This window comes from Saccharothrix sp. NBAS 001, from assembly GCF_056640475.1.
Window position 1 is genome coordinate 1,143,099 of record NZ_CM153251.1, and the last position, 23,153, is coordinate 1,166,251.

Sequence of the window (23,153 nt, forward strand, 5' to 3'; positions counted from 1 at the left end):
CGATCGCCCCGGCGGAGCACTCCGCCGGGGCGATCACGGCGCTAGCCTCGGTACAGTGCCGTATTTCTCGCCAGTGATGTGCAGAATCGGGCCACCCGGTGGGGAATTCGCCCTCTGGCCGGTCGCCGCCCCGGACGGGACGTGGCTCCGCTTGGACGCCTCCTCCGGCGAGGAGGACGTGGGCAGCGCGCTGTGCGCCCTGTACGTCGTCGGCGGCGGCTCGAACGCGGGCACCACCGACGAGGCGGTCCGCGAACTGATCGGCTTCGACACCCTGTACGCCCCCGGCGGCCTCCTGCTGCACGACGACGGCACCCGCGTCGAGCCGGGGCCGGGCACCGACCTGTTCGCCTGGCGCGGCTGGCTGGCGGCCCTGTACCGCGCGGAGATCGACCTGGGGCCGGGCCCGTGGGTCGAGTACGTGGGGGAGGACGTGGTGCGCGTCTGGCCGACGGAGGGCCGCGAGGGCCCGCACGTCGACGTGGCCAGACAGGCCCTGCCGGGGATGCTGAGACAGGCGCAACGCGACCTGACGGGCTTCCTGGGCGCGCTGCGCACGTGGTCGGCGACCCATGCACCGACCCAGACCGAACTGCTCGTCGCCGCCGTCGACGCGGGTCTGGAGATCACCGAACCCCTGCCGGTCTAGATGATTGATTCCAAGGGGTAGGTACCTGGAGATGGGGTGAGGGTGTCGTCGTGCGGGTCGTGACGACCGGTGATTCGCACCCCCTCGTCCGCACTCCACGTCAGGACCGGCGACCTGCTGAAGGCCGCACCTGTCCCCGTGGCGTCCGAGGGTCGGCATCCGACCTCGGTTGACCGGTGCGGGGCCGGTGATCCTGGCGGTGGTGCGGGCGCTGCTCGGGTCTACCTCCAAGGCCCGCTGGTTGCGGCACGCCCGCACGCCGACCCGGCCACGGCCCGGCGCGCGGCCGTTCGGACCACCGCGCCGGACTGTCGGGTCCGTCGACCGGACCTTCAAGGCACAACCCGACCTCGAACGACACGGCGGACGCACCCGCCGGGGCCGCCGTCCGGGTCCCGCGACGCATCCAGGCCCTGACCGCCGCCATCCGGCACGACGACCACACCGGCCACCCCGGTCAAGCGCTCCCTGACCGCCTACGACCACCAACCCTCGGACTCAATCACCTAAGGCGACGCGGCCGAGGCCGAACCCCGGCTAGCCTCGCGCCCCATGATCCCCGGCGCGGGCTTGAGCCCGCTGTGCGAACGGCCGTTTCGGGTCGTGTTCCTGGGCAGGCTGGTGTCGAGCCTCGGATCGACGGCGGCCCCGGTCGCCCTGGCGTTCGCGGTGCTGGACCTGACCGGCTCGGCGACCGACCTGGGGATCGTGCTGGCCGCCGGCATCGCGCCCCAACTGGTGTTCCTGGTCGTCGGCGGCGTGGTCGCGGACCGGCTGCCGCGCGGCCGGGTCATGGTGGCGGCCAACGCGGTGTCCGCGCTCGGGCAGGGAGCCACCGCCGCGCTCCTGCTGTGGGGCCGGCCGACGGTGGGCCTGTTGGCCGTCCTGGCAGCGGTCACCGGCACCGCGACGGCCTTCTTCGGGCCCGCCTCGCAGGGCGTCGTGCCGCAGACCGTGCCCGCGCACCAGTTGCACCGGGCGAACGCGCTGCTGCGGATCAGCCTCAACACCGTCCGGATCCTCGGCCCCGCGCTGGGCGGCATCGCGGTGGCGGCGGTCGGCGCGGCCTGGGCGATCGCGTGGGACGCGGTGACGTTCCTGGGCGCGGCGGTCCTGCTGGGCACGTTGCGCCTCCCGCTGACGCCACGCCCGGCCGTGGACTTCGTCGGCGACCTCCGCGACGGGTGGCGGGAGTTCCGGTCCCGGCGGTGGCTGTGGGCGATCGTCGTGCAGTACGGGCTGGTCAACATGGTGTGGGTCGGGGGTTTCCAGCTCCTCGGCCCGGTCGTCGCCGACCGGGTGCTCGGCGGCCCGGTGGCCTGGGGTCTGGTGGCCGCCGGCTTGGCGGTCGGGCTCGTCGCCGGGGCGTTCGCCGTGCTGTGGTGGTCCCCGGAGCGGCCGCTCCTGGTCGCCTCCTTCGCGACCCTGACCAAGGTCGCGCCGCTGGTCGGGTTCGCGCTGGAGGCCCCGGTGCCGGTGCTGGTCGGCTGCGCGGCGGTGGCGGGGATCGGGGTCGAGATCTTCTCCGTCTCGTTCACCACCGTCATGCAGGAACGCGTGCCCGCCGACCGGCTCGGCCGGGTCTCGTCCTACGACCTGCTCTTCGGGTTGGCGTTCATGCCGCTGGGCTATGTCGTGGCAGGCCCGGTGTCCGACGCGGTGGGCGTCACGGCGACGTTGACCGCCGGGGCGGCCGTCATCGTCGGGTCCACCGCGGCGGTCCTCGGCGTCGAGGACGTCCGGACCATGCGCCGCGCGGTGCCGCGAACCCGCTGAGACCCGTGCCGGGAGGTCAGCCGAGCCCGGCCCAGAAGTCGCAGTGGTGCCGCGCCGCCAAGTCGACCGGGCCGATCCCGCCGTCGCCGGGGGCGGGAACTCCGGTCGCCGCGAACCTCGTCCAGTAGTCGATCATCCGCACCGACAGGTGCCGCTGCTCCGGGGTGAACGGCGGGGTGCGGCCCCCGAGCGCGAACAGCGACCACAGCTCCGAGGAGTGGTGCGCGCCCATCGGCATTCGCGGCTCGCCCGGCGTCGGGGCCTCGGGGTCGGCGAACTCGTGGTGGTACAACACCGCGCTGATCACCGCCGAACGCCGCGATGTTGCGTCGCACCCAGGACAGCGCGGCCTGCTGGTCGGCCAGGCCGAACGTGCCGGAGCCCGGCGGCCCCGGGTGGCGAAGGACGTCGAGGTGCAGGAATCCTCGTCGGAGCTGCGTACGGGATGGCTTGGAACGTGGTGGTTTCCGCGTTCGCCGCGCCGCGCACGACTCCCGTTTCGTTTCGTACGACGGTGTTTCGCTAGTCCGCAGTGCTGTGCGCCGGACCGGCCACCAAGCCTGTCAGCACGAACAGTGCGGGCCGCCGAGGTTCCACCGGTCTGCCTCCCGCCCCGTCACGTCGTCGGGCAACCCTTCCCGCACGATGAAGATCGCCGTCGGGCCGCAGCGCGAGAGGCTGTGATTCCCTTTGACAGAGCCATGTCCGGCCGGGTGAGTAGCCGGTGGCCCGTGTCGGGAGGTGTCCGGCACGGGCCACCGCGCGGGTCAGGCCATCGCGTCCCGCAGGGACTTCGGGCGCATGTCGGTCCACACCTCGTCGACGTGGGCGGAGCACTCGTCGAGGGTGCCGGTCTTGCCGTCCGCGACCCAGCCCGCCGGGACCGGCTGGTGGGCCGGCCACAGCGAGTACTGGCCCTCGTCGTTGACCAGCACCTGGTAGGCGATGTCAGACCTCATCGGAAACACCTTTCTGATCGACTGAATAGCGCCGCAAGGTCGGACTGACCGTCACGAACGCGGTAACCACGGCGATCCCCACCGCGCAGACCACAACGGCTTGGTCTGCGGAGACGTACTCGACCAGCAACCCGCCCAGGGCGGGCCCCAGCGCACCCGCCGCGCCCACCACCACCGACAGCACGCCGCTCATCCGACCCCGCAGCTCGTCGGGGGTCAGCAGCAGTTGGTGCGTCGAGATCGTGGTGTTCGCGGTGGGTGCCAACAACGTCATGAGCGCGAACAACCCGCCCATCACGAAACCGTCGGAAACGAAGTAGGCGACGGGCGTCAACAGCGTCAACGCCCAGAACACCGACGCGATCGACACGTGCGCGCCCAGCACGCGGTGCAGCCACGGGGCGATCAGCGCGCCCACCACACCGCCGACGCCGAGCATGGCGGCCATCACGCCGATCATCGCCGACGACACGCCACGTGCCTCCGCCAGCACGATGACCACCAGGTAGAACGCGGTGAAGAACAGGTTCAGCACGACTGCGCACAGCGCCGTGACCCGGATCTCCCGCCGCTGCCACACCCATTTCAGCCCGTCACCCATCTGCCGGACGAAGTGCGGTCGGCTCACGACGGGTTCCCGGGGCGGCACCCGCAGAAACACCAGGGCCACGAACGCCAGGCAGTGCGTGACCAGGTCCAGCAGGAACGGCAGCCACCGCGTGACGGCGAACAGCGCGCCGCCCAGCGTGGTGCCGACCGCCTGGCCCATCGAGGACCGCGCCGCGTTCATCGCCACCGCCGTCGCCAACTGCTCGTCCGGCACCAGCCGGGGCAGGCACGCGTCCTCGGCGGGTTCGAACAGCGCCCGGCACACGCCGAGCACCGCCGCCACCGCCGCCATGTGCAGGAACGACGGCACGCTCACGATCAACGCGATCACCAGCGACGCCAGCGCGACCGCCTGCGCGGCCTCGCACGCCAGCATGATCTTCCGCCGGTCCCACCGGTCCACCAGCACACCGGCGGGCACGCCCGCGACCAGCTGCGCCGTGGCGTCCACGGTCAGCACCAGGCCGGAGGCGACCGGTGAACCGGTGATCCCCAGCACCAGCAGCGGGAGCGCGATCATCGAGGCCGAGAACCCGACCTCGGCGAGCGCCTGCCCGCCCCACAGCAACGTGTAGTTCCGGTTGCGCGCCAACGAGACGGTCACACCGCACCCCGGCAGTCCTCGGCGATCGCGCGCAGCGCGAGCCCGAAGTCGGCGACGACTTCCCGCAGCACGTCCGGCGAGTGCACGTCGGGGTGGTAGTACCAGGAGAACCCGAGTCGTCCGCCGCCGGCCTCGCCGACCACGTCGATCAGGTGCTCACCCTGGTCCGCCGGGTCGTGCTCGTGCCCGATGGACGGCAACACCGCGCGGTACAAACCTGATTCCTCCGATCCCGAGTCGAACTGCCCCAGGTAGTTGAACGCCACCACCGGCACGCCACCGCCGGCGACCCGGCCGTGCTGGCGCAACGCCCCGTACCCGATCCCGTTGCCCGGCACGGTTCGCAACTGCCGCCGCACGGCCTTGACGCGGGAGCGCCAGTCGCCGTCCGGCACTTCCAGCTCCACCGGGTAGACCGTGGTGAACCAGCCGACCGTGCGGGACAGGTCCACGTCGTCGAACAGGTCCTCCCGGCCGTGGCCTTCGAGGTCGACCGACACCGTGGACGAGCCGGTCCACCGCGACAGCGACCACGCCAGCGCCGCCAGCAGCACGTCGTTGATCCGCGTCCGGTAGGCGGCGGGAGCGCCGCGCAGCAACGCCTCCGTGTCGTCCTCGGACAGCTCGACGGTCACCACCTCGGCGGGCGCGGACGACTTCTCCCGCTCCGGCAACGGCTTGTCCCAGTAGGCGACCTCGGCGTCGAACCCGCCCTCCTCGACGTGGCCGGCCAGCCGGCGCGCCCAGGCTTGGAACGAGGTCGTCTTGGCGCCCAGGTCCCCGCCGTTGTAGGCGGTTTCGAGGTCGTCCAGGACGATCCGCCACGACACGCCGTCCACCACCAGGTGGTGGCCGACCAGGAGCAGCCGGGGGTGTTCCGGGTCGGTGAACAGCACCGCCTTGAACAGCGGGCCCTCGCCGATGTCGAACCCGGCGTGCACCCGGTCCGCGTACGCCTCGCGCTCGGCCTCACCATCCACATCGGACACCACGGTGAGCACGTCCACGTCCGACACGTCGGCGTTGTCCTGCTGCCACCGGCCGTCGACCAGGGTGAACCTCATCCGCAGCGCGTCGTGCTGGGCCATCAGCGCGTTGAGCGCCCGGCGCAGCCGGTCGACGTCCACGGCGGGGTCGAGTTCCACGAAGTGCGACTGGTTGAAGTGGTGCGGGTTGCGCCGCCCGGAGTGCAGGAACCAGTGCTGGATCGGGGTCAACGGCACCGCGCCGACCACCGCCGCCTGGTCGCCGGCGGCCTCCTCCACGCGCACCACGGGCGCGAGCTGCGCGACCGTCTGGTGCTGGAACAGCTCCTTGGTGGTGAAGCGGAGCCCGGCCTGCCGGGCCCGTGCGACCACCTGCATGCTCAGGATGGAATCGCCGCCCAGGCCGAAGAAGTTGTCCGCCGCGCCCACGCGCGGCACACCCAGCACGTCCGCCCACACGGCGGCCAGCGCCTCCTCCACCGGGCCGTCCGGTGGCACGTACCCGACCGCCGACAGCGCCGAGAAGTCCGGTTCCGGCAGCCGGGCCCGGTCGACCTTCCCGTTGGGGCTGACCGGGATCGCGTCCACCGGCACGAACAGCGAGGGCACCAGGTAGTCCGGCATCGTCTCGCCGAGGAAGTCCCGCAGCTTGTCCACCGCGCCGACCACGTACGCGACCAGCCGCTTGTGGCCGCCCGCGTCGGCACGCGCGACCACCACGGCCTCGCGCACGTCGGAGTGCCGCAGCAGCGCGGTCTCGATCTCGCCGAGTTCGATCCGGAACCCGCGGATCTTGACCTGCTCGTCGGCCCGGCCGACGAACTCCAGGTCACCCTCGCGGTTCCAGCGAACGACGTCGCCGGTCCGGTACATCCGGCCACCGTCGAACGGGTCGGCCAGGAACCGCGACGCGGTCAGGCCGGGCCGGTCGAGGTAGCCGCGCGCCAGGCCGACGCCCGCCACGTACAGCTCGCCGGGCACGCCGATCGGCACCGGCTGCAACGACGCGTCGAGCACGTGGGCGCGGGTGCCAGGGATCGGCCGGCCGATCGGCGGCGCGCCACCGGGCGTCAACGCCGAACTCCACGACGTGACGACCGTCGACTCCGTGGGGCCGTAGGCGTTGACCATCCGTCGCCCGGGCGCCCACTTGGCCACCAGGTCGGCCGAGCACGCGTCACCGCCCACGACCAGCGTCCGGAACTCCGGGAGCGGCACGTCCGGCAGCGTCGCCAGCGCGACCGGCGGGATCAGCGCGTGCGTGACGCGCTGTCCGGCGATCACCTCCGCGAGCTGGTCGCCCAGCAACGGCCCCTCCGGCGGGACGACCAGCGCGGCCCCGGCGGGCAGCGCCAGGCACAGCTCCAGCACCGAGGCGTCGAAGCTGGGGGAGGAGAACTGGAGCACCCGGTCGCCGGGCCGCACGTCGAGGTGCGCGATCTCGGCCGCCGAGAACGCGGCGACACCCCGGTGGGACACCACGACGCCCTTGGGCCGGCCGGTCGAACCGGAGGTGTAGATCACGTACGCCGGGTGGTCCTCCTGGACCGCGACGACGGGATCGGTCGCGGGTCGGCCCGAGACGTCCACCGGTCCGTCCAGCACCAGCAGTGGCTTCGCGTCGTCGAGCATGAACGCGATCCGCTCGGCCGGGTACGCCGGGTCCACCGGCAGGAACGCCGCACCGGCCTTGGCCACCGCCAGTTCGGCCACCACCAGCCCGGCCGACCTGGGCAGCTGGACCGCGACGATCCGCTCCGGCCCCGCCCCCTCGGCGATCAGGTGGTGCGCCAACCGGTTCGCCGCCGAGTTCAGCTCCGCGTAGGTCGACTGCTCCGCGCCGACCAGCGCGAGCGCGTCGGGCGTGCGTCGGGCCTGCGCCTCGAACAGCCCCGCGAAGGTCGCGAACGGGGCGGGCGCCCGGCCGGAGCCGAACCGCCGCACCGCCGCGCGCTCGACGTCCGGCAGCACCGGGAGCGTCCACAGCGGACGATCGGCGTCTGCGGCGATGCCGTCCAGCAGCACGCCCAGGTGCAGCGCCAGCCGGGTCGCGGTCACCGCGTCGAACAGGTCGGTGTTGTACTCGATCGCCCCGGCCAGGCCGCCGCCGTCCAGTTCGGTGAACTCGACGGTCACGTCGAACCCGGTGGAGACCACCGGCTGGTCGACGTCGGAGGCCGCCAGCCCGGCGAACCCGGCCGCCTGCGGTGCGTTCTGCAACGCCACCACGGCCTGGAACAGCGGTGTGCGACTGGTGTCGCGGTCGGGCTGCACGGCGTCCACCACGCGTTCGAACGGCACGTCCTGGTGCGCGAACGCGTCCAGCACGGTGCCCCGCACCTGCCCCAGGAACGCGGGGAACGTCGCCAGCGGGTCGATCCGGGCCCGCAGCGTCAGCGTGTTGACGAAGAACCCGACCATCCGGTCGAACTCGGGCCGTTCCCGACCTGCCGCGACCGTGCCGATGGCGAAATCGTCCTGCCCCGACCAGCGGTGGAACAACACCTGGCAGGCCGCCACCAGCGTCATGAACAGCGTGCTGTCGTTGCGGCGCGCGATGTCCCGCAGGGCGTTGGCCACCCGGCTGGACACCGGGAACTCCAGCTGCGCGCCGGAGTTGGTGTGCACGGGCGGCCGTGGCCGGTCGACGGGCAGTTCGAGCGCCGGCACGCCGGCCAACTGGTCGCGCCAGTACGAGAGGTGCTCGTCCAGCGGCAGTTCCCGTTGCCACGCCGCGAAGTCCACGTACCGCACCGGGAGTTCGGGCAGCGTGCCACCCGTGTACAGCTCGGCGAGGTCGGTCATCAGCACGCCGCCCGACCAGCCGTCGGTGACGATGTGGTGCATGGTCAGCGCGAGCACGTGCTCGTCCGGCCCGGTCCGCACCAGCGCCGGCCGGAACAGCGGTCCCGCGCCCAGGTCGAACGGCTCGATCTCCGGCATCGCGTCCAGCACCGGAAGCCGCACCTCGTACGGCGGGTGCACCACCTGCACGGGCAGCCCGTCGACGGCGGGGAACGTCGTGCGCAGCGATTCGTGCCGTGCCACCAGCGCCGACAACGCGCGCTCCAGCCGCGGTACGTCGAGTTCCCCGCCCAAGCGCACCGCGAACGGCGTCACGTACTCCGTGCCGCCCGGCGAGAACTGGTCGAGGAACCACAAGCGCTGCTGTGCGAACGAAAGCGGGAAGTCGCCGCTGACGCGCGGGATGGGCGCGAGCGTGCCACCGGTCAACGCGGCGGCCAGCCCGGCGACCGTGGGGTGGTCGAACAGCGCGCGCGGCGAGAGGTCGAACGTCTCGCGCAACCGCGACGCCACCCGGATGCTCAGGATGGAATCGCCGCCCAGCGCGAAGAAGTTGTCCTCCGCGCCGACCCGCGCCAGGCCCAGCACGTCCGCCCACACGTTGGCGACCAGCCGTTCGGCCTCCGTGCGCGGAGCCACGTACCCGTCGCCCACGGACGCGGCGCGTTCCGGGGCGGGCAGCGCCTTCTGGTCGAGCTTGCCGTTGGCGTTGAGCGGCAACCGGTCCAGCGCGACGTACGCGCCCGGCACCATGTGCTCCGGCAACGACCGCGCCGCGTGGTCCCGCAGGTCCGCCACGGAGACCTCGTCCGCGACGAGGTAGGCCACCAGCCGCTCGTCCCGCACCACCACGGCGACCTGTCGCACGGACGGGAACTCCGCCAGCACGGCCTCGATCTCGCCGAGTTCGATCCGGAAGCCGCGGATCTTCACCTGGTGGTCGGCCCGGCCCAGGTAGTGCAGCCTGCCGTCCTCCCAGCGCGCCAGGTCGCCGGTCCGGTACATCCGGGAACCGGGCTCGCCGAACGGGTTCGCGACGAACCGCGACGCGGTCAGCCCGGGCCGGTTCAGGTAGCCCCGGGCCAGTCCCGCGCCCGCCACGTGCATCTCGCCGGTCACGCCGGGCGGCACGGGCCGCAGGTCGTCGTCCAGCACGTAGACCCGCAGGTCCGGGATCGGGACGCCGATGGTGCCGTCCGCCTCGGTGTGCGTGACGTGCACCGTCGTCTCGGTGATGCCGTACATGTTGACCAGCGCGCCGCTGCCCTGCCAGTCCTTGACCTTGTTCAGGTCCAACGCCTCGCCGCCGAAGATCACGTAGCGGGCGTCGGGCTGTTCGGGCAGCAACTGGTAGAACGCCGACGGCGTCTGGTTGAGCACGGTGACGCCTTCGTCGCGCAGGAGTCGGGCGAAGTCGGCGGGGGAGCGCGAGATCTCGAAGGGCACCACGACGAGCCGTCCGCCGTGCAGCAGCGGCCCCCACAGCTCCCACACCGAGAAGTCGAACGCGTAGCTGTGGAACAGCGTCCACACGTCGTTCTCGCCGAACCCGAACCAGTGATCGGTCGCCGAGAACAGCCGCTCGACATTGCTGTGCGGGATCACCACGCCCTTCGGCTTCCCGGTCGAACCCGAGGTGTAGATCACGTAGGCCGGGTGCTCCGGGCGCAACGCCGTTTCCGGTGCGGTCGCGGGAAGTCCGGACACGTCGGGCAGTGCGTCGAGCACCACGACCGGTTCGGCGTCCGCGATCATGCCGAGAATCCGGTCCGCCGGGTACGCCGGGTCGATCGGCAGGTACGCCGCACCCGTCTTCACCACGGCCAACACCGCCACGACCAGGTCGGCGCTCCGGGGCAACACCAGCGCCACGAAACGCTCCGGCCCGGCACCTCGTGCGACCAGGTGGTGCGCCAACCGGTTCGCACGCTCGTCCAGCTCGCGGTAGGTCAGCGTGGTGCCCTCGAACGTGACGGCACCGGCGTCCGGCGTGCGCGCGGCCTGCGCGGCGAACAAGGCCGGGATGGTCGAGGTGGGTTTGCTGGAACCCTGCCCGTTCCACTCCACCAGCACCTGGTGCCGCTCCTCGTCCGACAGCCACGGCAGCTCGCCGACCGTGCGGTGCGGGTCGTCGCCGAGACCAACCAGCAGTCGGCTCAACCGGTCGCCGAGGAGTTCGATCGTCGTGCCGTCGAACAGGCGCGGGTCGTAGGTGAGTTCGACGTGCAGTTCATCGTCGACGTGCGCGCGGACGGTCAGCGGGAACGTCGTGGTGTCCAACCCATCGACCTCGCCGACCTGCGGCGCGTCATCCGACGCGGCCTCGACCGGGTAGTTCTCGAACGCCAGCAGGCTGTCGAACAGCGGCCCGCCGAACCAGGACTGCACCTGCGCCAGCGACACGAAGTCGAACCGCCGCGAGTCCGTCTGCGTCTCCTGCAAGCGGCGCAGCCACGACACCACGTCGTCCTGCGGGTCCACCGAGACCCTGGTGGGCACGGTGTTGATGAACATGCCGACCATGTCCTCCACGCCGGGAAGTTCGGCCGGCCGCCCGGACACCGTCGTGCCGAACACGACATCGCGCTCACCGGAAACCCGGGCCAGCAACAACGCCCAGGCGCCCTGCACCAGCGTGTTGACCGTCAACCCGTTGGCCCGCGCCACTTCCGCGAGCCGCTCGGCGGGGAGATCCAGCGCGACCCGCGCCGTCGACTCGGCCCGGTGCGCGTCGGCGGGCGGGCGGTCGTAGGGCAGGGGAGTGCGATCGGTGACCCCGGAGAGCACACCGCGCCAATGGCCCTCCGCCGCTACCGGGTCCTGCGCCGCCAGCCACTCCAGGTAGTCCCGGAACGGTCGGCGCGCGACCGGGGTGCCACCCACGTACTCGGCCAGCACCTCGCCGAACACCTGCGCGGTGCTCCAGCCGTCGAGCAGCAGGTGGTGCGACGTCCAGAGCAGGTCGACCTCGTGGTCGGACACCCGCCCGATCGTCAACCGCATCAGCGGTGCCCGCGTGAGGTCGAGGCCGGTCCGCGCGTCGCGGGCGACGAGGTCGTCGGTGACCGGCGCGTACTCCACCGGCACGACGACATCGCGGCGCACGACCTGGAGCGGCTCGTCCACCCCTTCCCACACCACGGCCGTGCGCAGGATCGGCGTGCGGTCGACCACCCGCTGCCAAGCCCGTGCCAGCCGCTCGGCCGAGTCCACATTGGACAGGCGGACGCGGAGTTGGTTGAAGTACGCGGTGCTGTCGTCCACCAGGCTGTGGAACAACATACCTGCCTGCAATGGCGTGAGCGGGTAGACGTCCTCGACGTCCGGCCGGGCGATCCGGTCCACCTGGGCCTGGTCGAGCCGGGCCAGCGGGAAGTCGGAGGGCGTGCGCCCCCAGGCGTCCGGCGACGCGCAGTGCGCGACGATCTCGCGCAGCGCGTCCACCATCCGGTCCGCCAGCGCCCGGACGGCCGACTCGTCGTGCACCTCGGTGGAGTACTCCCAGTCCAGCGCGAGTTCCCCGTCCGCCACGGCGGCGGTGATGTCCAGCAGGTGCGGTCGGATCAGGTCGTCGGGCACCTCACGGCCGTGCTCGGCGTCGCTGATCGAGCCGGATTCGAACTGCCCCAGGTAGTTGAAGCACACGCGGGGCAGCCGGCCGGTCAGCCCGCGGTCGGCGTACCGCAGCGCCTCGTAGCTCAGCCCCCGGTCCGGCACGGCCCGCAGCTGCTCCTTCACCGACTTGAGCGCGGAACCCCAGTCTCCGGGCGTGATCTCCAGCTCGACCGGGAACTGCGCCGTGAACCAGCCGACGGTGCGGGACAGGTCGACGTCGAACAGCTCCTCCCGGCCGTGGCCTTCCAGGGTGACCAGGGCGTGACCGGCGAACGCGGAGGTCAACGCGGCCAGCAGGACGTCGTTGACCTGCGTCCGGTACGCCTCGGGCACCCGGTGCAGCAGGGCGTCCGTCTCGGCCTTGCCCAGCCGCACGGTGACGCTGCGCGCGCTGCCCGCCGTCGTCGGGATGGGCTCGTCGGTCTGCGTCGCCATCCAGTGCAGCAGCGACCGGTCGAACGCGCCCTCCCGGACGTGCGCGTCCAGCCGGTGCGCCCAGTCGGCGAACGCGGTGGACTTCGGCCCGAGGTCCCCGCCCCGGTAGGCGGTGGCGAGGTCGTCCAGGACGATCCGCCACGACACCGCGTCCACCACGAGGTGGTGCGCGGTCAGGAAGAGCTTGCCGCCCGGGAACAGCACCGCCTGGAGCAGCGGCCCGCGCCTGAGGTCCAGCCCGGCGCGGGCGAGGTGGGCCTCGGCCTCGTAGTCCACAGTGGATGCGACGCGCAGCACGTCGACCTCGCCGTCCGCGACCTGTTGCCGCCACTGCCCGTCGACGACGGTGAAGCGGGTGCGCAAGGCGTCGTGGTGTGCAACGACCTTGTGCAGAGCGGCCCGCAGCGCAGGGACGTCGACGTGGTCGAGATCGGTGAACACCGACATCGTGAAGTGCGACAGCGGACCGTGCTCGGTGAAGAACCACTTCTGGATCGGGGTGAGCGGCGCGGGCCCGGTGGGCGCCACGTACGCGGTGCCGGTGTCCTCGGTGACGGCGAGCGCGAGATCGGCCACGGTCTGCCGCAGGAAGATGTCCTTGGAGGTCAACCGCATCCCGGCCTGCCGCGCCCGGGAGACCACCTGCATGCTCAGGATCGAGTCGCCGCCCAGCGCGAAGAAGTTGTCCCGCGCGCCGACCCGGTCGACGCCCAGCACCTCGGCCCAGATGGCAGCCAGGTCCGCCGCGACCCCATCGGCCGGGGTGACGTACCCGGCGTCGGTGAAGGTCGGCGCGGGCAGCGCCCGCCGGTCCACCTTGCCGCTGGAGGTCATCGGGATCGAGTCCAGCGGCACGAAGGCCGACGGCACCAGGTAGTCCGGCAGCCGGTCCTTGAGCCAGCCGGCGAGATCGGCCGCCGTGCCGACGGTGTAGGCGACGAGCCTGTTGTGCCCGTTGTGCTCCCGCGCCACGACGACGGCCTGCCCGACGTCGGGGTGCTGCTGCAACGCGGCCTCGACCTCGCCGAGTTCGATCCGGAACCCGCGGATCTTGACCTGGTCGTCGTCGCGGCCCAGGTAGTCGAGCTGGTCGCCGACCCACCGGACGCGGTCGCCGGTCCGGTACATGCGGGACCCTGGCTCGCCGAACGGGTCGGCCAGGAACCGGGACGCGGTCAGGCCGGGCCGGTTCAGGTAACCCCGGGCAACCTGCGCGCCGGCGAGGTAGAGCCCGCCGGGAACGCCGGTCGGCGTGGGCCGCAGCCGGTCGTCGAGCACGTACGCGACCAGGTTGTCCAGCGGGCGGCCGATCACCGGCCGGTCGCCGGCCACGGGCGTGGAAACCGCGTCGACCGTGGTTTCGGTGGGGCCGTAGAAGTTGTACGCCCTGGTGGGCGCGTCGGCCAGCTCCTGCCACAGGGATTCGGGCAGGGCTTCGCCGCCGAGCATGAGGATCTTGGGCTTGTGCTCGCCGTCGAGCAGGCCGGCCGGCAGGAGCTGCCGCACGTAGGACGGCGTGAGGTCGAGGAAGTCGATCCGGTGCTCGCGCACGTAGTCCACCAGCGCGGTCGGCTCCAGCCGCACGTCGTCGGGAAGCACGTGCAGTTCGTGCCCGTCCGCCATGAGCAGCGGGCCCTCCCACGAGGTGTCGAACGAGAACACGGCCGACAACGCGACCCGCAGCGGCTCGGTGGCGAAGTCGTGGCGGTGGTTGTGCAGCAGGTTCACCAGCTGCCGGTGTTCCACCACGACACCCTTGGGCTTGCCGGTGGAACCGGACGTGTAGATCACGTACGCCGCGTGGTCCGGGCGGATCCGCGCGTCGGGGCGGGTGTCCGGCAGGCCCGCCAGGTCCGGCCACGAGTCGAGCACCAGCGCGGGTTCCGCGTCCTGCAACAGGAACTGCACGCGGTCGACCGGAAGGTGCCGGTCGATCGGCAGGTACACCGCTGCGGCCTTGTGCACGGCGAGGATCGCCACGATCACGTCGGCCGAGCGCGGCAGCATCACCGCGACCGTGCGCTCCGGGCCCGCGCCGCGCTCGACGAGGTGGTGGGCCAGGCGGTTCGCCCGCGCGTCGACCTCGGCGTAGGTCAAGCGCGTGTCGCCGTACACCAGCGCGGTCGCGTCCGGAGTGCGGACGGCCTGCGCTTCGAACAGCGCCGGGAACGTCGTGTCCGGCACCTCCCGCCGCACGCCCCGGCCGTCGGGTTCGTCGCCCAGCGTCAACGGGATCGCGGCGGTCGGCAGGTGGGGGTCGGCGGTGATCGCGGTGAGCAGCGCCACCAGGTGTCGGGCCATCCGGTCGACCGTGCCGACGTCGAACAGGTCGGTGCTGTACTCGACCGCGCCGTGCAGCTCGCCGTCCGCCTCGCCGAACTCGAAGGTGAGGTCGCACGTCGCCGTGGACAGCGGCAGCGGCAGCTCGGCCACCTGGAGGCCCGGCAGTCCGGGAACCTCGGTCCCGGTGTTCTGCACCAGGACCATCACGTCGAACAGGGCGTTGCGGCTGGGGTCGCGGTCCGGCCGGACCGCTTCCACGACCCGCTCGAACGGCACGTCCTGGTGGGCGAACCCGTCCTGCACGGCGGTCCGGACCTCGCCCAGGAAATCGGCGAACGGGAGCCCGGTGTCCACAGTGGACCTGAGGACGACGGTGTTGACGAACAGGCCGACCACGTCGTCCAGTTCGGCGCGACCACGGCCCGACACCGCCGTGCCGACCGCGATGTCGTCCTGGCCGGTGTAGCGGGCCAGCAACACCTGGCACGCCGCGACGAGCGTCGTGAACAACGTGTCGCCGTGGTGCCGGGCCAAGTCCCGCAGCCCGTGCGCGACCTCGGCCGGGATGGTGAACGAGTGCATCGCGCCCGCCCCGGTCCGGACCGCCGGTCGCGGTCGGTCGGTCGGCAGTTCCAGCGGCGGCACGTCGGCCAGGCGCGACGACCAGTACTCGACGGGCGGATCCTGTCGCCACGCCGTGAAGTCGACGTACTGGACGGCCAACGGCGGCAGCTCGTCGCCCGAGTAGAGGGCGGCGAGGTCGCGCATCAGCACACCGGTCGACCAGCCGTCGGTGATGATGTGGTGCAGGGTCAGCACGAACACGTGGTCGTCGTCGGCGACCCGGACCAGCCGGGCCCGCAGGAGAGGCCCGCGACGCAGGTCGAACGGGGTGCCCGCCTCCTGGCGCAGCACCGCCTCCCACGGGCCGTGCTCGACCGCCAACGCGACCGCGAAGGGCGCGTTGACGACCTGCACGTCCTCGTCGAACGTCGTGCGCAACGACTCGTGGCGGTCGATCAGGCCGCTCACCGCACGGCGCAGCGCCTCGACGTCCAGAGGTCCCCGCAGCCGCAGCGCGGTCGGCGTCACGTACTCCGTGCCACCGGGTTCGAACTGGTCGAGGAACCACAACCGGCGCTGGGCCGGGGACTGCGGCCACGCGGCCAAGTCGCGCGTCACCGCCGGGATCGCCTCGACCGGCGACTCACCGGAGATCGCCGTCGCCAGCCCGGACACCGTGGGGTGCTGGAACAACGCCCTCGGCGACAACTGCGCGCCGAAAGCGGCGCGCAGCCGCGACGTCACGTTGATGCTCAGGATGGAATCGCCGCCGAGCGCGAAGAAGTTGTCGTCCGCGCCGACCCTGGGCACGCCCAGCACCTCGGCCCACACCTCGGCCACGATCCGCTCGGCGTCCGTGCGCGGCGCGGTGAACCCGCCGGTGAACTCCGGCTCCGGCAGCGCCCGGCGGTCGACCTTCCCGCTGGGGGACAACGGGAAGGCGTCCAGCGTGACCACCGCCGACGGCACCAGGTAGTCCGGCAGCGTCGCGCCCAGCACGGCCCGAGGATCGCCTTCCGGACTGCCGGTGACGTAGCCGATGAGCCGCTTGTCGCGCACCACGACGACGGAATCCCGCACGCCGGGCACGGCCCGCAGCGCGGCCTCGACCTCGCCGGGCTCGATCCGGAACCCCCGGATCTTGACCTGGTCGTCCGCGCGGCCCAGGTACTCCAGCCGCCCGTCGACCCACCGGACGCGGTCGCCGGTCCGGTACATGCGCCGGCCGGGAGCGCCGAACGGGTCGGGCAGGAACCGTTGCGCGGTCAGGCTCGCACGTCCCAGGTACCCGCGCGCGACCTGCGCCCCGGCGACGAACAGCTCGCCGACCACGCCGGGCGGCACCGGCCGGAGTTCGCCGTCCAGCACGTACGCCCGGACGTTGTGCAGGGGCCGGCCGATCACCGGCCGGTCGCCGACGATCTCGGTCGACACCGCGTCCACCGTGGTCTCGGTGGGGCCGTAGTAGTTGAAGCCCGTCACCGAGGAGTCCGCGAGGTGCCGCCACAGCGCGGCGTCCACGGCCTCGCCACCGACCAGGACCTGTCGGACGCCGGAGTCCAGCAGCCCGGCGCCGATCAGCCGGTGCGCGTAGGTCGGCGTCAGGTCGACGGTGCCGATGCCGTGCGCGGTGATGTAGTCGACCAGCGCGGCCGGGTCGAGGCGGAGTTCGTCGTCGATGACGTGCAACTCGCTGCCGGCGGCCAGGTACAGCAGGCCCTCCCACGACGTGTCGAACGAGAACGTCGCGGTGACCGCGAACCTGGTGGGCGCGTCCATGAGGTCGTGCCGGTTGGCGTAGAACAGGTTCGCGAGCTGCCCGTGCTCCACCACGACGCCCTTGGGCCGACCGGTGGAACCGGACGTGTAGATGACGTACGCCGCGTGCTCGGGCCGCAGTGCCACCGGGGGAGCGGTGTCGGGCAGGCCGGTCACGTCGGGCAGCGCGTCCAGCACCAGCGCGGGATCGGCGTCGGCCAGCAGGAAGTCGATCCGCTCGGCGGGCAGCTCGGGGTCGACCGGCAGGTACACCGCACCGGCCTTGAGCACCGCCAGGACCGCTACGACGAGGTCGGCGGACCGGCCCAGCCGCACGGCCACCGTGCGCTCGGGGCCTGCTCCTTGATCGATCAGGTGGTGTGCCAACCGGTTGGCGCGGGCGTCGAGTTCGGCGAACGTGCAGCTCTCACCCTGGAACACCAGCGCGGTCGCGTCGGGCGTCCGGCCCGCCTGCTCGGCGAACACCCGGGGGTAGAGGACGTCCGGGGTGTCGAGCGCGGTGTTGTTCCACGCCACCAGAACCCGGTTCTCGTCCTGCGGCGACAGCCACGGCAGGTCGGCGATCCGGGCGTCGGTGTCGCGGACGACCGCCGAGACCAGGTCGCCGAGCCAGCCGACGAGCCGTTCGGCGGTAGCGCGGTCGAACAGGTCCGGGTCGTAGGCGAGTTCGAGGTTGAGCCGGTCGGTGACGGACGCGGTGAGCGTGAGCGGCAGGGTCGTGTTGTCCACCGCGTCGATCTCGACCACCCGGGGCCCGTCGCCGGCCTGGTCGAACGGGTAGTTCTCGAAGACGATCACGCTGTCGAACAACCGGGTGCCGGCCCACGACTGGATCTCGGCCAGGGACGTGTGGTCGTAGCGGCGGGCTTCGCCCTGCGCGGCCTGCAGATCGCGCAGCCACCCGCCGACCTGGGCCGCGGCGTCGACCGAAACCCTGGTGGGGACGGTGTTGATGAGCATCCCGACCATGGACTCCACGCCCGGCAGTTCCGCCGGGCGGCCGGACACGGTGCTGCCGAACACGACCTCGCGTTCGCCGGACACCCTGGCCAGCAACATCGCCCAGGCACCCTGCACGACCGTGTTGACGGTGAGCCCCGCGCGCTGCGGCGCGTCACCGAGGTCGGCGCTGATCCGCACGGACTCGGAGGCTTCCGCCCGGTGCGCCTCGGCGGGCGGCCGGTCGAACGGCAGCGGAGTCGGCCCGTCGACGTCGGAAAGCGCGGTGCGCCAGTAGGTCTCGGTGCCCTCCTGGTCGGCCAGCCACCGCAGGTAGTCGCGGAACGGTCGCCTGGTGGGCAACCGCGCGGGCTGCCCGGTCGTGATGGCCCGGTAGTGCTCCAAGACCTCGCTGAACACCTGGCCGGTGCTCCAGCCGTCGAGGATCACGTGGTGCGAGGACCACACCAGCTCCACGCGGTCTTCGGACAGTTGCGTGACCCGCACGCGCAGCAACGGCGCGACACCGAGGTCGAGTTCCCCGCCGGAAGTCAGCGTGGCGTTGCGGTGCACCACCTGGACGGGCTCGGCCACGCCGTCCCACACGATGCTGCTGCGCAACACCGGGGTCCGGTCCACGACCCGTTGCCACGCCTCGAACAGCGCGTCCGCGTCGGTGACGCCGTCGAGCACCAGACGCATCCGGTCGACGTACGCGCCGGGCTCGACCAGGCTGTGGAACACCATCCCGGCCTGCAACGGCGTGAGCGGGTAGACGTCCTCGACGTCGGGGCCTGCGATGCGGTCGACCTGTTCCTGGGTGAGCCGTGCCAGCGGGAAGTCCGACGGGGTGTGGCCGCCCGCCTCCGGTGACGCGCAGTGCGCCACGATCTCCCGCAGCGCCTCCAGCATCCGTTCGGCGAGCCGGCGCACGGTCTCGCCGTCGTGCACGTTCTCCGAGTACTCCCACGTCAGCCGAAGCTCGCCGTGCTCGACCAGGCCCGTGACGTCGATCAGGTGGCTGCGCCGCTGGTCGGGGGCGAGGTCGTCGCCGGCGGAATCCTGACGTGCGCGGAAGAAACCACCGTCCGCGACCTCGAACCGGCCGTGGTAGTTGAACGAGATCGGGGGCAGCCCGCCGCCGACGTCCAACGCCTCGTAGCTCAACCCCTTGTGCGGCACCGCCCGCAGCGCTTCCTTGACCGCCTTGAGCGTGCGATCCCACTCGTCCGAGGTCGGGAGGACGACCGGGAACTGCGTCGTGAACCAGCCCACCGTGCGGGACAGGTCGGCGTCGAACAGCTCCTCGCGCCCGTGGCCCTCCAGCGCCACGGAGACCGCGGCCTGCCCGGTCCACTCGGCCAGCACCCGCCCCAACGCGCTCAGGAGCACGTCGTTGACCTGCGTCCGGTACACCGGGGGCACCTGGTGCAGCACGGCGTCGGTCGTCTCGGGGTCGAGCCGCACCGACACGGTCCGAGCCGACGCCGCCGTGTTGAGGCCGTCCCGGTCCACCGGCAGGGCAACCGGCTCGGGCAGGGAACGCCAGTGCGGCAGCGCATCGTCCAGGGCACCGGACCGGACGTGCTCGGCCAGCCGGTGCGCCCACTGCGTGAACGACGTGCCGACCGGCTCCAGCGCGACGCCCCGGTACGCCTTCTCCAAGTCCTCCAACAAGATCCGCCACGAGACGCCGTCCACCGCCAGGTGGTGCACGGTCACCAGCAGCTTCGGCCGCTCACCGGGGAAGAACACGGCGCGCAGCAACGGCCCGTCCGTGATGTCCAGGCGCTGCCGGGCGGCGGCGACCTCGACGTCCACATCGGACCCGACACCGAGCACGTCGTCCTCGACCGGCGTGACGTCCTGCGTCCACTGCCCGTCGACCTCGCGGAACCGCAGCCGCAACGCGTCGTGATGGGTGACGACGGTCCGCAGAGCCGCCCGCAGCAGCGCTTCCTCGACCTCGGGCGCCAACTCGACCAACAGCGTCATCGTGAAGTGCGCCAACGGTCCGTGCTCGGCGAAGAACCATCGCTGGATGGGCGTCAGCGGTGCCGGACCGGCGAACACCCGCACCGGCTCGGCCTCCGGCGTGCTCGCCGACACCAGCGCGAGTTCGGCGACGGTCTGGTGCCGGAACACGTCCCGCGAGGTGAGCCGGAACCCGGCCTGCCGCGCGCGGGACACCAGCTGGATGGACAGGATCGAGTCGCCGCCGAGGGTGAAGAAGTTGTCGTGCACGCCGACCCGCTCCGCGCCCAGCACCTCGGCCCAGATCCGGGCCAGCTCGGCCTCGGCCGGACTCGACGGCGCGACGAAGTCCTCGTCACCCCTGGCCTTCGGGGCGGGCAGCGCGGCCCGGTCCAGCTTCCCGTTGGGGGTCAACGGGATCCGGTCCAGCTCCACGAACGCCGCCGGGATCTGGTAGTCCGGCAGCAGTCGGCGCAGGTGCTCGCGCAGCTCCACCGGGCCGGCCGTGACGACGTAGCCGACCAGCCTCGCGTGCCCGTTGTCGGTGCGCGCGACGACGGCGGCCTCCGCGACGTCCGGGTGGCTCAGCAGCGCCGCCTCCACCTCGCCCGGCTCGATCCGGAACCCGCGGATCTTGACCTGGTCGTCGGTCCGGCCCAGGTACTCGACCTGGTCGCCGACCCACCGGACGCGGTCGCCGGTGCGGTACATGCGCGAACCCGGCGGGCCGAACGGGTCGGCCAGGAACCGGGACGCGGTGAGGCCCGGCCGGTTCAGGTAGCCGCGCGCGACCTGAGCCCCGGCGATGAACAGCTCACCGGGCACGCCCACCGGCTGGGGCTGGAGGTTGGCGTCCAGCATGTACAGCGCGAGGTTGCGCAGGGGGCGGCCGATGACCGGCCGGTCGCCGACCACGGGGGAGGACGCCGCGTCCACCGTGGTCTCGGTGGGGCCGTAGAAGTTGAACGCCTCGGTCGGCGCGCTCGCCAGCTCCCGCCACAGCGAAGCGCCGAGCGCTTCGCCGCCCAGCATCAGGAACTTCGGCTTGTGCGCGCCGTCGAGCAGCCCGGCGGGCAGGAGCTGCTGGACGTAGGACGGGGTCAGGTCGAGGAAGTCGATCCGGTGCTCCTGGACGTACCGGACCAGCTCGCCCGGCTCCAGCCGGACCTCGTCGGTGAGCACGTGCAGCTCGTGGCCGTCGGCCATGAGCACCAGGCCCTCCCACGACGTGTCGAACGAGAACACCGCCGTCAGCGCGGCCCGCAGGTGCCCGGAGGCGAAGTCGTCGCGGTGGTTGTGCAGCAGGTTCACCAGGTGGCGGTGCTCGATCACCACGCCCTTGGGCTTGCCGGTGGAACCGGACGTGTAGATCACGTACGCCGCGTGGTCGGAGCGCAGGGCGACCTCGGGCGGCGTCGACGGCATCCCGTCGGTGTCCAACGGCCCGTCGATCACCCGCACCGCGCCGGAATCACCGACCAGGTGGGCTTTGCGGGACTCCGGCAGGCTCGGGTCGACCGGCAGGTACACCGCGCCGGCGGTCATCACGCCGAGGATCGCCACCACCGCGTCCACGCTGCGGGGCAACGAGATCGCCACCACCTGCTCGGCCGTGACGCCGTCCGCGACCAGCCGCCGGGCCAGCCGGTTCGCCCGTGCCTCGACCTCGGCGAACGTGAGCCGGACACCGTCGCACACCACCGCGGTCGCGTCGGGCGTGCGGGCGGCCTGTGCGCGGAACAGCGCCGGGAACGTCGTGTCCGGCACGTCCAGCTCGACGCCGTGCGCGTCGGGTTCGTCGCCGAGCAGCAGCGACACCTCGGCCAGCGGCCGGCGCGGTTCCGCGACCACCCGGGCCAGCAGGATCAGCAGGTGGCGGCCGAACCGCTCGACGGTGGCCGGGTCGAACAGGTCCGTCGCGTACTCGACCAGGGCGTGGATGCCGTCGCCGGTCTCGGTGAAGTCGACGCTCAGGTCGAAGTTGGCGCGCCGCCGGGTGAGCGGGTGCTCCCCGACCTCCAGGCCGGGCAGCTCGGGTAACGCGCCGCCCACGTTCTGCATCGCCACCATCACGTCGAACAGCGGCGACCGGCTCGGGTCGCGTTGCGCGGCAACGGCTTCCACCACGCGGTCGAACGGCACGTCGTCGTGCGCGAACGCGTCCAGCGCGTCGGTCTTGGTCGACTCCAGCAGCTCCTCGTACGTCCGCGAGGTGTCCACAGTGGACCGCACGACGACGGTGCCGACGAAGAAGCCGACGAGTCGTTGCAGTTCCGGGCGTCCACGCCCGCTGGTCACCGTGCCCAGCGCGATGTCGTCCTGGCCGGTGTAGCGGGCCAGGAGCGTCTGGCAGGCCGTGAGCAGCGCGGTGAACAGCGTGGTCTCGTGATCACGGGCCAGTTGCGCGAGCCGGGCGGCGAGCCCGGCGGGCACGGTGAACTCGTGCGTCGCGCCGGCGGTGGTGCGCTCCGCCGGGCGCGGCCGGTCGGTCGGCAGCTCCAGTGGCTGGACGTCGGTCAGCCGGTCGCGCCAGTAGTCCACCTTCACCGGCTGCGCGCGCTGCCACACCGCGAAATCCGCGTACTGCAACGCGGGCGGGGGCAGCGCCTCGCCCCGGTAGAGCGCGCCGAGTTCGACGCCCAGCACCCCCAGCGACCAGCCGTCGACCACGATGTGGTGCGACGTCAACAGCAGCACGTGGTCGTCGTCGGCGATCCGCAGGACGACAGCCCGGAACAACGGCCCGTGCGCGAGGTCGAACGGCCGCTCGACCTCGGCGCGCAGTGCGCCGTCGAGGTCGCCGGCGTCCACGACGGGGACCTCCAAGTGCAGGTCCTCGTGCACGACCTGCACCGGTTGCCCGTCGACCTCGGTGAACGTGGTGCGCAGCGACTCGTGCCGGCGCACCAACTCGCGCAGGACACCGGTCAGCAGCGTCAGGTCGGGCACGCCCCGCAGCCGCAACGCCAGCGCGCTGTTGTACTCGGTGTCACCGGGCTGGAACTGGTCGAGGAACCACAGCCGCTGCTGGCCCGCCGACAGCGGCAGCGGCCCGGTGCGCGGCACCGCGGGGATCGTCTCGGCGGGCGCGGCGTTCCCGGACAGCCGGGACCGCAGACGGTCCCGCAGGTGGGCGGGCAGTGCGGAGATGCGGCTTTCCTTGGACGTGGTCATGG

The 23,153-nt window shown here is 72.3% G+C and carries 6 protein-coding genes and 2 pseudogenes; 3 read left to right on the forward strand and 5 right to left on the reverse strand.

Features of this window, described 5'->3' with window-relative positions:
• Positions 1-151: 151 nt before the first annotated feature.
• From AC0HI0_RS05120 to AC0HI0_RS05130, 3 genes and pseudogenes are all read left to right on the forward strand, one after another.
• Positions 152-649 carry a hypothetical protein gene (locus AC0HI0_RS05120; protein ID WP_480931077.1) on the forward strand — a complete coding sequence of 166 codons (498 nt, stop codon included), beginning with the start codon at positions 152-154 and terminating at the stop codon, positions 647-649.
• 241 nt (positions 650-890) lie between these two features.
• Positions 891-1,159 (forward strand): annotated as a pseudogene (locus AC0HI0_RS05125) (IS982 family transposase); the annotation flags it as partial.
• A 42-nt stretch (positions 1,160-1,201) separates the two neighbouring features.
• Positions 1,202-2,425: an MFS transporter gene (locus tag AC0HI0_RS05130; RefSeq protein ID WP_480931078.1), complete on the forward strand. Its 1,224-nt coding sequence runs from the start codon at positions 1,202-1,204 to the stop codon at positions 2,423-2,425.
• A gap of 16 nt (positions 2,426-2,441) precedes the next feature.
• On the opposite strand, the gene AC0HI0_RS05135 is transcribed toward AC0HI0_RS05130, so the two are convergent.
• The 5 genes and pseudogenes from AC0HI0_RS05135 to AC0HI0_RS05155 all read right to left on the reverse strand — a co-directional run bounded on the left by AC0HI0_RS05135 (position 2,442) and on the right by AC0HI0_RS05155 (position 23,151).
• Positions 2,442-2,732, reverse strand: a complete 291-nt coding sequence (locus AC0HI0_RS05135; protein ID WP_480931079.1) for a carboxylesterase family protein — start codon at positions 2,730-2,732, stop codon at positions 2,442-2,444.
• 25 nt (positions 2,733-2,757) lie between these two features.
• A pseudogene (locus AC0HI0_RS05140) lies at positions 2,758-2,958 on the reverse strand (hypothetical protein); the annotation flags it as partial.
• Between the two features lie 234 nt (positions 2,959-3,192).
• Positions 3,193-3,384, reverse strand: coding sequence for an MbtH family protein (locus AC0HI0_RS05145; RefSeq protein WP_015100671.1), 192 nt, complete (start codon positions 3,382-3,384; stop codon positions 3,193-3,195).
• On the reverse strand, positions 3,374-4,597 hold the full coding sequence (locus tag AC0HI0_RS05150; RefSeq protein ID WP_480931080.1) for an MFS transporter: 1,224 nt from the start codon (positions 4,595-4,597) through the stop codon (positions 3,374-3,376). The genes AC0HI0_RS05145 and AC0HI0_RS05150 overlap by 11 nt, the downstream gene beginning before the upstream one ends.
• Positions 4,594-23,151 (reverse strand): non-ribosomal peptide synthase/polyketide synthase, encoded by an 18,558-nt coding sequence (locus tag AC0HI0_RS05155; RefSeq protein ID WP_480931081.1) that lies wholly within the window; start codon positions 23,149-23,151, stop codon positions 4,594-4,596. Before AC0HI0_RS05155 ends, AC0HI0_RS05150 begins: the two co-directional genes overlap by 4 nt.
• Positions 23,152-23,153: the final 2 nt, after the last annotated feature.